Source organism: Sphingomonas nostoxanthinifaciens, assembly GCF_019930585.1.
Taxonomy (GTDB): domain Bacteria; phylum Pseudomonadota; class Alphaproteobacteria; order Sphingomonadales; family Sphingomonadaceae; genus Sphingomonas_I; species Sphingomonas_I nostoxanthinifaciens.
Window position 1 is genome coordinate 683,532 of the sequence record NZ_CP082839.1, and the last position, 13,826, is coordinate 697,357.

Annotated in this window: 9 protein-coding genes and 1 pseudogene; 6 read left to right on the forward strand and 4 right to left on the reverse strand. The window is 67.7% G+C overall.

Translation table 11 applies throughout. From position 1 onward, the window contains the following. The first annotated feature begins 70 nt into the window (after nt 1-70). The 5 genes and pseudogenes from K8P63_RS03115 to K8P63_RS03135 all read left to right on the forward strand — a co-directional run bounded on the left by K8P63_RS03115 (nt 71) and on the right by K8P63_RS03135 (nt 6,687). Nucleotides 71-1,018: a threonine ammonia-lyase gene (locus K8P63_RS03115; protein WP_223798422.1), complete on the forward strand. Its 948-nt coding sequence runs from the start codon at nt 71-73 to the stop codon at nt 1,016-1,018. Then, entirely contained in the window at nt 1,018-1,809 is a 792-nt protein-coding gene (locus K8P63_RS03120) for a DUF72 domain-containing protein (RefSeq protein WP_223798423.1), read from the forward strand. Before K8P63_RS03115 ends, K8P63_RS03120 begins: the two co-directional genes overlap by 1 nt. Nucleotides 1,810-2,125: 316 nt before the next feature. Beyond that, a complete protein-coding gene (locus K8P63_RS03125; protein ID WP_223798424.1) occupies nt 2,126-4,447 on the forward strand; it encodes a TonB-dependent receptor in 2,322 nt (773 codons plus the stop codon). A gap of 258 nt (nt 4,448-4,705) precedes the next feature. Further along, entirely contained in the window at nt 4,706-5,590 is an 885-nt protein-coding gene (locus K8P63_RS03130; RefSeq protein ID WP_223798425.1) for a DMT family transporter, read from the forward strand. A gap of 90 nt (nt 5,591-5,680) precedes the next feature. Next, nucleotides 5,681-6,687: pseudogene (locus tag K8P63_RS03135) on the forward strand (NAD(P)H-dependent flavin oxidoreductase). On the opposite strand, the gene K8P63_RS03140 reads toward K8P63_RS03135, so the two are convergent. From K8P63_RS03140 to K8P63_RS03155, 4 genes are all read right to left on the reverse strand, one after another. Next, on the reverse strand, nt 6,684-8,057 hold the full coding sequence (locus tag K8P63_RS03140; RefSeq protein ID WP_223798427.1) for a class II 3-deoxy-7-phosphoheptulonate synthase: 1,374 nt from the start codon (nt 8,055-8,057) through the stop codon (nt 6,684-6,686). The pseudogene K8P63_RS03135 and the gene K8P63_RS03140 sit on opposite strands and share 4 nt — an antisense overlap. A 39-nt stretch (nt 8,058-8,096) precedes the next feature. Continuing rightward, entirely contained in the window at nt 8,097-9,158 is a 1,062-nt protein-coding gene (gene wecB, locus K8P63_RS03145) for a non-hydrolyzing UDP-N-acetylglucosamine 2-epimerase (RefSeq protein ID WP_263282677.1), read from the reverse strand. A 137-nt stretch (nt 9,159-9,295) separates the two neighbouring features. After that, on the reverse strand, nt 9,296-10,741 hold the full coding sequence (cysS, locus tag K8P63_RS03150) for a cysteine--tRNA ligase (protein WP_223798428.1): 1,446 nt from the start codon (nt 10,739-10,741) through the stop codon (nt 9,296-9,298). Between the two features lie 137 nt (nt 10,742-10,878). Beyond that, nucleotides 10,879-11,115, reverse strand: a complete 237-nt coding sequence (locus K8P63_RS03155) for a hypothetical protein (RefSeq protein ID WP_223798429.1) — start codon at nt 11,113-11,115, stop codon at nt 10,879-10,881. Between the two features lie 247 nt (nt 11,116-11,362). On the opposite strand from K8P63_RS03155, the gene K8P63_RS03160 reads away from it, so the two are divergent. Beyond that, nucleotides 11,363-13,663, forward strand: coding sequence for a glycosyltransferase family 4 protein (locus tag K8P63_RS03160; RefSeq protein ID WP_223798430.1), 2,301 nt, complete (start codon nt 11,363-11,365; stop codon nt 13,661-13,663). Nucleotides 13,664-13,826: the final 163 nt, after the last annotated feature.

The window sequence follows — 13,826 nt, forward strand, 5'->3', positions numbered from 1 at the left end:
GCAATCGAACCACACGCAAAATGGTCGCACGGTTGTTGGATGAGCCGTGCAAAAACAAGGACTTAGTAACATGAGGCAACCGTCCCGACAGGGCGTGGAACAGGCGCTCGATCGCGTCATGCGAGTCGTGACGCGCACGCCGCTGCTGCCAATGGGACATGGCGGGGCGCAGGCCTGGATCAAGGCCGAATCGCTGCAACGCGGTGGGGCGTTCAAGCTGCGCGGTGCTTACAATCGCATGGTCCAGATCGCGCCCGAGGATCGGCCGCGCGGGGTGGTCGCCTTTTCCTCCGGCAATCACGCGCAGGGCGTCGCGCGCGCGGCGCGGCTGCTGGAGATGCCGGCGATAATCGTGATGCCGGCCGATGCGCCGGCGGTGAAGCTGGCCGGCACGCGCGCGCTCGGCGCCGAGATCGTCACCTATGATCGCGCGACCGAAAGCCGCGAGGCGATCGCCGCCGATCTGGCGGCGCGGCGCGGCGCGGTACTGGTGCCGTCGTTCGACGATGTCGACGTGGTCGAGGGGCAGGGGACTGCGGGGCTGGAGATCGCCGCGGCGCTCGGCCACGTGCCGGCGCGCGTCATTGTGCCGTGCGGCGGCGGCGGGCTGGCGGCGGGGATCGCGCTTGCCCTGCCCGACGCCGAGATCGTCGTGGTCGAGCCCGAGGGATGGGACGACATGCGCCGCTCGCTAGAGCTCGGCCATATCGTCGAGGTGCCGGCCGACGCGCCGCCGACCGCGTGCGACGCGCTCCAGTCGCGCCGCGTGGCGGACATCACCTTCGGCGCGCTCCATGCCGCCGGCGCGCGCGGCGTAGCGGTGAGCGAGGCGGAGATCCGCGCCGCGATGCGCTTCGCCTTCGCGCACGGGCTGGTGGTCGAGCCGGGCGGGGCGGTCGCGCTCGCCGCGTGGCTCGCCGGGCGGCTGACCGACGACGGCGCGGAGACGGTGATCGTCTGTTCGGGATCGAACATCGATCCGGCGGCGTTCGCGGCGGTGTTGCAGGAGGAAAAGTGATGGCGGGCGCAATCCGGGTCGGTATCGGCGGCTGGACGTTCGAGCCGTGGCGCGAGACCTTCTATCCCAAGGGCCACCCCAAGACGCGCGAGCTGGAGCATGCCAGCCGCCACGTCACCGCGATCGAGATCAACGGCACTTATTACTCGACGCAGAAGCCCGCCACCTGGGCCGACTGGGCGAAGCGCGTGCCCGACGATTTCGTCTTCGCGGTCAAGGCGTCGCGCTTCTGCACCAACCGCAAGGTGCTGGCGGAGGCGGGTGAATCGATCGCGAAGTTCGTCAATCAAGGCCTGTCGGAGCTGGGGCCGAAGCTCGGGCCGATCCTGTGGCAGTTCATGGGCACCAAGCAGTTCGACCCGGACGATTTCGGCGCGTTCCTCGATCTGCTGCCGAAGGCGGTCGACGGCGTGCCGCTGACGCATGCGATCGAGCCGCGCCACGAAAGCTTCCGCACCCCCGCCTTCGTCGCGATCGCGCGCGCCGCCGGCGTCGCGATCGTGGTCGCCGATGCGCAGGATCATCCGCAGTTCGCAGACCTTACCGGCCCGTTCGTCTATGCGCGCCTGCAGGACGCGCACGAGGAGGTGCCGACCGGCTATGACGCGGCTGCGCTCGACCGCTGGGCGGAGGTCGCCAAGGGCTGGGCGGCCGGGGAGGCGCCCGACGGGCTGCGCTATATCGAGCCGCCCGCGCCTGCATCGGGCCCGCGCGACGTGTTCGTCTTCATGATCAACGGCGCGAAGGTGCGCGCGCCGGCCGCCGCGATGGCGTTGCTCGAGCGGGTGTGAGTATCGTCGCCCCGGACGTGCTCCGGGGCCCGCCTCCTTTGCTGACCCAACGGAGAAGCGGGATCCCGGATCACGTCCGGGATGACGGAGGGGCCGCCCGGCCATCCCCATCCTATGATGTTGCACGTGCGCAACATTGGGATACCGCAATGTTCGGCCGCCGGACGGGTGTCTTGATCCCGACTTATTAGGCCAATAGCGGACCCATCAGCAGCCGAGGCACTCGGCCGAACTCGACAGAACAGATTGAAGCGACCGCATCGCAGCGCCCCTCCGGGGAGCGCTGTCCGGTCGTGCGTCATCAATGGGGGACATCATGACGAACACATTCCGCATCTCCGCGCTGCTGATTGGCGCATCCTTGCTCGCGATGGGCGGCTCGGGCACCGCGCTGGCGCAGGACGCCGCCGCCGCGCCGCAGGGCGACGCGCTCAGCGACATCGTCGTCACCGCCAATCGGCGCGAAGAGAATCTCCAGAAGGTGCCGGTGTCGGTCGCCGTCATCAGCGGCAACCAGCTGCGCAACTATACCGGCGGCGGCGACGATACGCTGCTGACGCTCGCCGGCCGTGTGCCCAGCCTGTACGTCGAATCGACCACCGGCCGCATCTTCCCGCGCTTCTACATTCGCGGCCTCGGCAATATCGACTTCTACCTCGGCGCGTCGCAGCCGGTGACGATCATCCAGGACGACGTCGTCCTCGAGCATGTCGTGCTGAAGTCGAACCCGGTCTATGACGTCAACCAGGTCGAGGTGCTGCGCGGCCCGCAGGGCTCGCTGTTCGGCCGCAACACCACCGCCGGCATCATCAAGTTCGACACCGCCCGCCCGACGCAGACGTGGCAGGGCCAGGCGCAGGCGACCTACGGCACCTACAACACCGCCACGCTCGACGCCGGCATCGGCGGCCCGATCGTGCAGGACAAGATCGCGTTCCGCCTGTCGGGCCTCGTCCAGCATCGCGACAATTATGTCGACAACACCTATACCGGCCCCAGCGCCGACGGCACCGTCAGCCCCAAGAAGGACGTGATGGGCGGCTTCGACGAGAAGGACGTCCGCCTGCAATTGCTGCTGACGCCGACCGATCGCCTGTCGATCCTCGCATCGGGCCATGCGCGCGATTATTCGGGCACCTCGACCCTGTTCCTGCGCAACGCGCTGACCAAGGGCACCAACGTCTCGAACGCATCGCGCACCTCGGTCGCGTTCGACGAGGCGGACAACAATCCGCAGGCCTATCACACCTATGGCGGCTCGGTGAATGCGAGCTACGACCTCGGTGTCGCCAAGCTGACCTCGATCACCGCCTACGAGACAACCCACGGCTATAGCCGCGGTGATACCGACGGCGGCTTCCGCCAGCTGCCGCTCACCGCAGCGGGCGGCTGCATCGATTGCGGCGAATCGCAGGGCCGCATCCGCCGCCTCGGCCAGTGGACGCAGGAAGTGCGCCTCGCCTCGCAGGACGACGGCGCCTTCAAGTGGCAGGTCGGCGGCTTCTACTTCGACAGCCGCGACATCACCGAGTTCGACCAGCGTCGCTATTTCCTCACCGCGCCGTTCGTCGCCGCCAACAGCAACACCAACAATCCCGGCAATTACGTAGTGCTGCACGACGTCAACACGTCGTGGGCGGGCTTCGGTCAGATCAGCTACACGCTCGACAAGCTGACGATCACCGGCGGCGCGCGCTATACCGAGGATCGCAAGCACACCACCCTGCTGCAGGCCGCGACGACCGGCACGACAGTCAACTTCCCGGCGACCGCGCCGCGCGACGTGAAGCTGGTCGGCAAGGAGCCGAGCTGGGACGTGAGCGCGCTGTACGCCGCCAGCTCGGCGATCAGCCTGTATGCGCGCGTGGCCGACGGCTTCCGCGGGCCGACGATCCAGGGCCGCTCGGCGGTGTTCGGCTCGCCGTTCACGACCGCCAATTCGGAAAAGAACCTGTCGGGCGAAGTCGGCATCAAGACCAAGCTGCTCGACGACCGCGTCCACTTCAACCTGACCGGCTTCGGCTATCGGGTGAAGAACATCCAGCTCAACGGCAACGACGCCAACGGCAACGGCGTGCTGTTCAACGCGCGCAAGGCCGTGGCCTATGGCGCCGAAGCCGAGCTCGAGGTGCGGCCGGTGCGCAACCTGACGCTGAGCGCGGGTGCTAGCTACCTGCACAGCGAGATCAAGGACAAGAACGTCTACGCGCAGGTATGCGCGCTCAACGGCCAGGTCGTCTGCACCGTGCTCGATCCGACGATCGTCGTGCGCGGCACCACCTACGCGCAGATCAATGGCGATCCGCTGCCCAACGCGCCCAAGTATAACATCAACCTAAGCGCGCATTACGACATTCCGGTCACCGCCTCGTCGAAGCTGTTCATCGAGAGCGACTTCAACCTGCAGGGCTATACGCAGTTCGTGCTGTACAAGACGCTCGAGTTCAACTCGAACGGCAATTTCGAGGCGGGCGCGAAGCTCGGCTACGACTTCGCCGGCGGCAAGTATCAGGTGGCAGTGTTCGCGCGGAACATCACCAACGCGAAGAACCTGAAGGGCGTGATCGAGAATTACATGGCGGCGGTCTATAACGATCCGCGCATCATCGGCGTCTCGCTCGGCGCGCGCTTCCGGTAAGGTGCAGATCTAGCCGTCATCCCCGCGCAGGCGGGGATCCATAGGCCGAGCGGTCGCTCAAAGAGCGGACCGTTTGCGTGAATGGATTCCCGCCTGCGCGGGAATGACGAATATTGCTGTCGTCGCGCAGACGAAGCGGCGAACATGAAGGCCGGCGACGCAGCGATTGCGTCACCGGCTTTTTCGTGTGCGCGGCGCGAACACGTCGCGGCGCATCGATCAGTCGACCTGCCGGCATCCGGCTGGCAAAGGCTGCGGATGTTCGCCGCCTTCGCTCCGATCCTGTTCGTGCTCGTCTGGTCGACGGGTTTCATCGTCGCGCGGCTGATGGTGCCGCATGCCGCGCCCGAGCCGATCCTGTTCGCGCGGATGGCGCTGACCGCTTTGGTGCTGGCCGCACTGGCGGCGATGCGGCGCGAGACGCTGCCGCGCGGGCGGCGGCTGATGCTCCATCTGCTCGCGGGCGCTTTGCTCAACGGCCTCTATCTGTGCTTGAGCTGGTGGTCGGTCGCGCGCGGGATGCCGGCGGGGATCATGTCGCTGCTCGGCGCGGCGCAGCCGCTCATCATCGCGGTCGCATCGTTCGCGCTGCTGGGTGAGCGGCTGCCGGGCAAGGGCTGGCTGGGCCTTGCGATCGGGCTGGCGGGCGTCGTGCTGGTGCTGGAGCCGCTGATCGCGCGGGGCTCGGTCGGCATGCCGCTGATCGCCGTGATCCCGGCGATCGTCTCGATCGCGGTGATGGCGGCGGGCACGATGATCCAGCGCGGCGAGCTGGCGGGCGATCCGATCCTCGTCTCGGGCGCCGTCCAGAATTCGGCCGGTGCGGGCGTGGCGCTGCTCGCGTCGCTGCTGGCGGGGGATGCCCGCTGGAACGGCGGCGTCGCGCTGTGGGCGGGGCTGGCCTGGTCGGTGCTCGGCCTGTCGGTGACCGGCCTGTCCCTGCTCGTCTGGATGGTGCGCCACCAGGGCGCGACGCGGGTCAGCGCGCTGCTGCTGCTGGTGCCGCCGCTCGCCGCGCTGGAGGCATGGCTGCTGTTCGGCGAGACATTGCTGCCGCTCCAGCTCGTCGGTTTCGCACTGGCGCTGGGCGGGGTGCTGCTTGCGCGGGTGCGGCGGCGCGAGGCGGTGGTCGACCCGGCCTGATCGCTTGCGCCGGGCCGGCCGGCGGCGCATCGGGCGCGCGTGACCTTCTGCGATCGTCTCGGTCTGGTCGTCCCGCTCGTGCAGGCGCCGATGGCGGGCGTGTCGACGCCGGCGATGGCGGCGGCAGTGTCGCATGCGGGCGGTCTCGGCTCAATCGGCATCGGCGCGACCGATGCAGCAGGCGCGCGGGCAATGATCGATGCCGTGCGCGCGGGCACCGATCGGCCGTTCAACGTCAACCTGTTCGTGCATGCGACGCCGCAGCCCGATGCGGCGCGCGAGACGGCGTGGCTCGACTGGCTGCGGCCGCATTTCGCCGCATACGGCGCCGAGCCGCCCGCCGCGCTCCGAACCATCTACCGCAGCTTCGCCGACGATCCCGATATGCTGGCGATGCTGGTCGAGACGAAGCCGCCGGTGGTCAGCTTCCATTTCGGCCTGCCGTCGGCCGCGACGATCGCCGCGCTAAAAGCCACCGGCGCGCTGCTGCTGGCGACCGCGACCGGCCCGAGCGAGGCCGAGCAGGTCGCGCGCGCCGGGCTCGATGCCGTGGTCGCGCAGGGGATCGAGGCGGGTGGCCATCGCGGCGTCTTCGATCCTGCAGCACCTGACGATGCGCTCGGCACGATGGCGTTGACGCGGCTGCTCGTTCGACAGGGCACGCTGCCGGTGATCGCGGCGGGCGGGATCATGGACGGCGCGGGCATCGCCGCCGCGCTGGCGCTGGGTGCCGAGGCGGCGCAGCTCGGCACCGCCTTCATCGCCTGCGCGGAGTCGGCGGCGGACCCGGCCTATCGGCAGGCGCTGACCGGCCCGGCGGGCAGGCATACGCGGATGACAGCGCTGATATCGGGCCGCCCGGCACGCGCGCTGGCCAATTGTTTCACTGCGCTGGAAGATGCGAGGGCCGCCCGCCACCGCCCGATTATCCGATCGCCTACGATGCGGGAAAAGCGCTCCACGCCGCCGCGCGTGCGACGGGCGAGCATGGCTTCGGCGCGCAATGGGCGGGGCAGGGCGCGCCGCTCGCGCGCGCCATGCCCGCGGCCGATCTGGTGGCGACGTTGATCCGCGAGCTTGCGGCGGCGCGCCGTTAGGCGGCCACGCGCTCGCGCTGGCGCATTTCCTGGTTGAGCATCTCGGCCAGCAGGAAAGCGAGCTCGATCGACTGGCTGGCGTTGAGGCGCGGGTCGCAATGCGTGTGGTAGCGGTCGGCGAGCCCCTGCTCGGTCACCGCGATCGCGCCGCCGGTGCATTCGGTGACGTTCTGGCCGGTCATCTCGGCATGGATGCCGCCGCCATGCGTCCCCTCGGCGCGATGCACCGCGAAGAAGCCGCGCACCTCGGCGAGGATCCGCTCGAACGGGCGAGTCTTGTAACCGTTCGCCGCCTTGACGACGTTGCCGTGCATCGGATCGCACGACCACACGACCGGCCGTCCTTCGCGCTTCACCGCGCGGACGAGCTTGGGCAGGCCGCTCTCGATCTTGTCGTGGCCGTAGCGGGTGATGAGCGTGATGCGGCCGGGCTGGCGCGCCGGATCCAGCACGTCGAGCAGCCGCAGCAGATCGTCGGGCTCGAGGCTCGGCCCGCACTTGATGCCGATCGGGTTGCCGACGCCGCGCAGGAACTCGACATGCGCCGAGCCGACGAAGCGCGTGCGGTCGCCGATCCACAGGAAGTGCGCGCTGGTGTCGTACCAGTCGCCGGTCAGGCTGTCGGAGCGCGTCAGTGCCTGCTCATACTGGAGCAGCAGCGCCTCGTGGCTGGTGTAGAAACTGGTCGACTGGAGCTGCGGCACCGTCGCCGGGCTGACGCCGCACGCCGCCATGAACGACAGCGCTTCGCCGATGCGGTCGGCAAGTTGCTGATATTGCGCGGCCCAGGGGCTGCGGCCCATGAAATCGAGCGTCCACGCATGGACCTGCTGGAGGTTGGCATAGCCGCCCTGCGCGAAGGCGCGCAGCAGGTTGAGCGTCGCCGCCGACTGGCTGTAGGCGCGGATCATCCGCTGCGGATCGGGCATCCGCGCCTCGGGCGTGAAGGCGATGTCGTTGACGTTGTCGCCGCGATAGGAGGGCAGCGAGACGCCGTTCACCTCTTCCATGTTGGTCGAGCGCGGCTTGGCGAACTGGCCCGCCATGCGGCCGAGCTTCACGATCGGCAGCTTGGACGAATAGGTCAGGATCACCGCCATCTGCAGGATCACGCGGAACGTGTCGCGGATGTTGTTCGGGTGGAATTCGGCGAAGCTCTCGGCGCAATCGCCGCCCTGCAGCAGGAAGGCCTGGCCGGCCGCGACCTTGGCGAGATCGGCGGTGAGCGCGCGAGCCTCGCCCGCGAACACCAGGGGCGGATAATGGCCGAGCTCGGCCTCCGCCGCTGCCAGTGCCTGCTGATCGGGATAATCCGGGAGCTGGCGGGCTTCGTGCTGGCGCCAGCTTTCCGGCGTCCAGTTCGTCGCCATGATCGTCTTTCTCGTGTTTCGGGCGGCTCCCTAGCTCAATCAGGCCGGCATGTCACGCATACGGGGGAACGGGAAGAACAGCAGCGCGTCGAGGATTCGCCGTGCCGCCTCGCCGCGCCCATAAGGAAAAGCGGGGATGGACATCGCCGCATGCGCGGCGGCATCGGACAGCAATCGTTCGGCGGCATCGACGATCTCGCGCGTGCCCGAGCCGACCAGCAGGGCATTGCCGCTGGCGATGACCTCCGGCCGCTCGGTATTGGAGCGCAGGACGAGCAGCGGCACGCCCAGCGCGGCGCACTCCTCCTGCAGGCCGCCCGAGTCGGACAGAACAAGACTCGCGCTCTTCAGGCGGGCGACCATTTCAGGATAGGCGACCGAGCGGATCAGCTCGACATTGTCGCTGTCGGCCAGTGCGTCGCGCAACGGGTCTGCCGCGTTCGGATTGTCGTGCAGCACCACCGTTGCCCGGCGATCGTAGCGGCCATCGACGAGCGTTCGGACGGCGCTGGCGATGCGGGTGGCCGGAGCGCCCCAATTCTCCCGGCGATGACATGTCACGACGATCCGCTGGATGCCGTCTTCTTCCAGGCGCGCCGGTACGCGGCCGCTCATGTACATCAGCGCGTCGATGCCGGTGTTGCCGGTCACGACGATGTGCCCGCCGACGCCCTCCTCGCGCAGGTTGGCGGCTGCACCTTCGCTCGGCGCCAGCAGCAAATCGGCAATTTTGTCGATGGCACGCCGGTTGCGTTCTTCGGGCCACGGCAAATCGGGATCGCCAGAGCGCAGCCCCGCCTCGATATGGCCCAGCGGGATGCCCATGTCGTGCGCGATGTGGGCGGCAGCCCACGCGCTGGTCGTGTCACCCTGCACCAGCACCATGTCGGGATCGATCGACGTCAGCAGCGCAGGAAGCGCGCCATGGATGCGGTCTGCCTGCTCGTCGGGCGACAGCCCCTGCAGGCGCAGGTGCAACGCCTCGTCGACGACGATCCCGAACGGGCGCAACGCGTCGTCGAACATCGCCCCGTGCTGACCGGTGTGAATAAAGGAGAAGATGAAGTCCTGGTCGGCGCGCGCTGCGAGAATCAAGAGCATGCACTTGATCGCTTCCGGTCGCGTTCCGGCCAGTAAAGCGACCCGAAGCGGCCGCCGGCCCATCATTGTGCTCACATGCCCCTCGTCGCAACGCGCGACTCGGACCATAACTAATCCATTTCGGACTAATCAAGCCGTCAGAGCGTCGGTCGCCACTCCCAGCCGAGCGGATCGCCGTCCATCACCTCGACGCCCTGCGCCGCCAGCGCGTCGCGGATCGCGTCAGATCGAGTGAAGTCCTTCGCGGCGCGGGCGGCGTTGCGCTCGTCCAGCCGCTGCGCGATCGCTTCGGCGGTGATCGTGGCGCTGGCGGGCGCGACGCGCAGGTCGGCGCGGGTAAGCGCGAGCAGGTTGAGCCCGAGCACCTCGTCCATGCGCGCGATCGCGGCGAGCTGCGCGCGCTTGCCCTTCGCCTTGGTCGCGACCGCCTCGTCGAGCACGGTCAGCGCGACGGGTGTATTGAGATCGTCGCCGATTGCAGCGTCGAAGCGTGCGAGCAAGGCATCCATCTGCGGTGCGGGCAGATCGTCCGCCTGGGCATCGGCTGCGGCGCGCAGTTTCTCCACTGCCATCACCGTCCGCTTGAGCCGCGTGACCGCGGCGCCGACCGCCTCGCCGTTGAACTCGAGCTCCGACCGATAATGCGCCGACAGGCACATCAGGCGATAGGCGAGCGGGTGCACGCCGGCATCGACCAAGGTCTGCAAGGTCGTGAACTGGCCGCTCGACTTCGACATCTTGCCCGATCGTTCGACCAGGAAATTATTGTGCATCCAGAAATGCGCGCCGCTGTCGGCGCAGCCGCAGAACGCTTGGTTCTGCGCGATCTCGTTGGGGTGGTGGATCTCGCGATGATCGATCCCGCCCGTGTGGATGTCGAACGGTGCGGGCCCGAGATATTCGAGGCTCATCACCGAGCATTCGAGATGCCAGCCCGGCGCGCCACGGCCCCACGGGCTGTCCCACTCCATCTGCCGATTCTCGCCGGGCAGCGAGCGGCGCCAGATCGCGAAATCCTGCGGGTTGCGCTTGCCCGCGACCGGATCGATGCGGCTCTCGCGCTCGTCGGGGCGCACGCCGGCGAGCCGGCCATAATCGGGTACGGTCGACACGTCGAAATAGAGGCCGCCGTCGAGCTCGTAGCAATGGACGGGCGCGATCTTCTCGGCGAAGGCGACCATCTGCGCGATATGGTCGGTCGCGACCGACCAGCGCGCGGGCGGCACGATGTTGAGCCGCGCGACGTCGCGCTTGAAGACGTCGGTATAATAAGCGGCGATGTCCCAGATCGAGCGGCCGGTGCGCGCCGCCGCTGTCTCCATCTTGTCGTCGCCGGCATCGGCGTCGGAGGTCAGATGGCCGACATCGGTGATGTTGATGACGTGGGTGGTCGGCCAGCCCTTCCATCGGATCGCGCGGCCGAGCGTGTCGGCGAACAGGAATGCCCGCATGTTGCCGATATGCTGGTAATTATAGACGGTCGGCCCGCATGTGTAGAGCCGCACGTTGGCCGGATCGATCGGGGTGAACGGCTCGATCGAGCGGGTCATGCTGTTGAAGAGGGAGAAAGGCGCGCTGCTCATCGCCGCTCCGTTAGCCGCGGCGGGCCATGGCTGTCACCCTCCGCGTGCCGGCGATCGACCGGCGGCGCACATACGAAAACGGGCGCCCGGATGACCGGACGCCCGCTTCGTTCGAACCGCCGTGAGGCGGCCGCGAATTACTGCTTGTTGGCTTCGACGTTGTCGGCAGCCGCGTGCATGTTGTCCGCAGCGTTGTCGAGGGTCGCGGCCGCAGCGTCGTTCGACGTGTTGGCAGCCAGATCCTCGAGATTCTCGCCGGCATTATCCAGCGCGTTCGCCGTTGCGTCGGTCGCGTTCTCCGCCGGCGTCTGCTTGCTGCAAGCGGCCAGAGACATCAGGCCGGCAGCGGCGAGAACAAAGACAGCCTTCTTCATTCTAACTGCTCCACATATTATTACGGGCCCGGCCCGAATGCCGTCCCGGTCGTCTCCATTAACGCCCCCGAAAGGAGCGTCAACGCCGAAAATGTCGGCGGCACCTCAGCCGGCCGCGTCGCCATGTTGCGCTGCACCACCGCTCCATGCAACCTTAACCTCGCTCACGCATTAATAAATCGACAGAAATCGGTTGGCATGGCGGGTTTCGAACTGCCTGCTTCGACCAGGGAGATCGGGAACGAATATGAGCCAACCGGGGCAGGCACCGTCGATCAAGCACGACGAGATCAAGCGCATCGCGATCATCGGCAATTCGCCCCCGCGTCTGTGCGGCCTCGCCACGTTCACGCGCGACGTCCATCAGGCGCTCCACGCTGCCTTCCCGCAGCTCACGCTCGATCTCTACGCCATGACCGATCCGGGCGAAACCTACGCCTATGGCCCCGAAGTGACCTGCGAGATCCGCCAGGAAGAGCTGGCTGATTATCGTATCGCTGCGCAGCGGATCAATTCGAGCGGCGCCGACGTCGTACTGGTACAGCATGAATACGGTATCTTCGGCGGCCATGCCGGGCTCCTCCTGCTCAAGCTGCTCGACCGGGTCGAGGCGCCGGTGGTGGTGACGCTGCACACGGTGCTGGAGCAGCCCAATGGCGACCAGCGCGCGGTGATCGAGGCGCTGGCGCGGCGTGCGTCCAAATTGATCGTGATGGCCGAGAAGGGGCGCGAGATCCTCTGCCGCGTCCACGGCATTCCCGGCAGCCGCATCGCGGTCGTGCCGCACGGCGTGCCCGATCGCCCGCTCGCATCGACCGAGGCGATGAAGACGCGGTTCGGCTTTTCGGGCCGGCGCGTGCTGCTCACCTTCGGCCTGCTTTCGCCCAACAAGGGCATTGAGACGCTGATCCGGGCGATGCCGTCGATCGTCGCGCGCCATCCCGACGCACTCTACGTGGTGCTGGGGGCGACCCATCCGCATCTCGTCGCGCGCGAGGGCGAGGCCTATCGCGAGAGCCTGATGGCGCTGGCGGAGGAACTCGGCGTCGGTGGCGCCGTGGTGTTCATCGACGGCTTCCTCGAGCAGGAGGCGCTGCTCGACTATCTGCAGTCGGCCGACATCTATGTCACGCCCTATCTGACCGAGACGCAGATCACGAGCGGCACGCTTTCATACGCGGTCGCGCTTGGCCGACCGGTCGTGTCGACGCCTTACTGGCATGCGAGCGAATTGCTGGCCGATGGCTTGGGCACTTTGGTGCCGTTCGGCGACAGCACCGGCTTCGCCAGCGCGATCAATGCGATGCTCGACGATCCGGCGGCGCTGGAGACGATCGGCAGCCGCGCTTATGCGGTCGGCCGCAGCATGGTGTGGCAGAAACTGGCCGAGGCCTATCTTGCGATCTGCGAGGAGGCGGTGGCGAAGCGCCCGGTGCGCCTGCGCCCCGATCGTCGCGCCGAGCGCGCCGCCACGCCGCCGCGACTCGATGCGATCGAGCGGATGACCGACAGTTGCGGCATGATCCAGCATGGCATCTTCGCCATTCCCGATCGCAACCACGGTTATTGCGTCGACGACAATTGCCGCGCGCTGATGCTGATGCATCGTGTCACGGGCGCCGACGCCACGCGCGCCGATGCGCTTGCCAAGGTTTACGCGTCGTTCGTCCAGCATGCCTGGAACGGTGAGCGCGGCCGGTTCCGCAACTTCATGGCGTTCGACCGGAGCTGGCTGGAGGCCGAGGGATCGGAGGACAGCTTCGGCCGCTCCTTATGGTCGATCGGCGTCACCGCCGCCGAAGCGCGTGCGCTGGATCTGCGCCGCTGGGCGATGCATCTGTTCGATCAGGTCGCACCGCATGCGCTGGAGCTCGGCAGCCCGCGCACTTGGGCTTTCGCATTGTTGGGCGCCGATGCGGTGCTGCGCGCATATCGGGATCACCCGCTCGCGCGGCGTCTGGTCGCCGATTTTGGTGAGCGGCTGCTCGCGCAGCTCCGCGCCAATCGTCGCGAGGAGTGGAATTGGTTCGAGCCGGTGCTGGCCTACGACAATGCCCGCCTGCCCGAGGCGCTGATGCGTGCGGGCGATCTGCTGGGCAATCAGGCGATGCTGGACGAAGGCCTCGCGGCGCTCGACTGGCTCGACGGCAAGCAGACCAATGCCGAAGGCCAGTTCCGTGCAGTCGGCACCGACAGCTTCGGCCGCCCCTACGCCCAGCCTTTCCCCTACGACCAGCAGCCGCTGGAAGCATGGGCGACGGTCGACGCGGCGCTGTTCGCGCATGAGATTACCGGCCAGCCGCGCTGGCTGCAGGTCGCGTGGCGCGGGCATGACTGGTATCTCGGCGAGAACGATCTCGACCTACCGATGACGACGCAGGACGACGGCGGTTGCTTCGACGGCTTGATGAGCGATCGGGTCAATCTCAACCAGGGCGCTGAATCGATCCTCGCTTATCAGTTCGCCTGCGCCGGGCTGATGGGGCGTCAGCGCGTCCGTGTCGGCGTTCCGGCATCCGATCAGGCGGTGATCGCCGCTGCGAGCTGACCGGAAATCATTTGTCGTTAACGATATAGCAACCGAGATGCTGGCAGGGATTGCGCCGGGCGGCGGCGCCGTCCAAGGATGAGCGATGGTGCGACGCCGCAGGCGTGCGCACCGCGAGCGCCGGTTGGACCGGCAATGACCTGAACAGCATCCCGGGGGTTTC

What these genes read in the sequence shown, in the direction of transcription:
- K8P63_RS03115 (WP_223798422.1), top strand. Translation starts at nt 71, where the DNA reads ATGAGGCAACCGTCCCGACAGGGCGTGGAACAGGCGCTCGATCGCGTC.
- K8P63_RS03120 (WP_223798423.1), top strand. Translation starts at nt 1,018, where the DNA reads ATGGCGGGCGCAATCCGGGTCGGTATCGGCGGCTGGACGTTCGAGCCG.
- K8P63_RS03125 (WP_223798424.1), top strand. Translation starts at nt 2,126, where the DNA reads ATGACGAACACATTCCGCATCTCCGCGCTGCTGATTGGCGCATCCTTG.
- K8P63_RS03130 (WP_223798425.1), top strand. Translation starts at nt 4,706, where the DNA reads ATGTTCGCCGCCTTCGCTCCGATCCTGTTCGTGCTCGTCTGGTCGACG.
- K8P63_RS03140 (WP_223798427.1), bottom strand. Translation starts at nt 8,057, where the DNA reads ATGGCGACGAACTGGACGCCGGAAAGCTGGCGCCAGCACGAAGCCCGC.
- wecB (WP_263282677.1), bottom strand. Translation starts at nt 9,158, where the DNA reads ATGCTCTTGATTCTCGCAGCGCGCGCCGACCAGGACTTCATCTTCTCC.
- cysS (WP_223798428.1), bottom strand. Translation starts at nt 10,741, where the DNA reads ATGAGCAGCGCGCCTTTCTCCCTCTTCAACAGCATGACCCGCTCGATC.
- K8P63_RS03155 (WP_223798429.1), bottom strand. Translation starts at nt 11,115, where the DNA reads ATGAAGAAGGCTGTCTTTGTTCTCGCCGCTGCCGGCCTGATGTCTCTG.
- K8P63_RS03160 (WP_223798430.1), top strand. Translation starts at nt 11,363, where the DNA reads ATGAGCCAACCGGGGCAGGCACCGTCGATCAAGCACGACGAGATCAAG.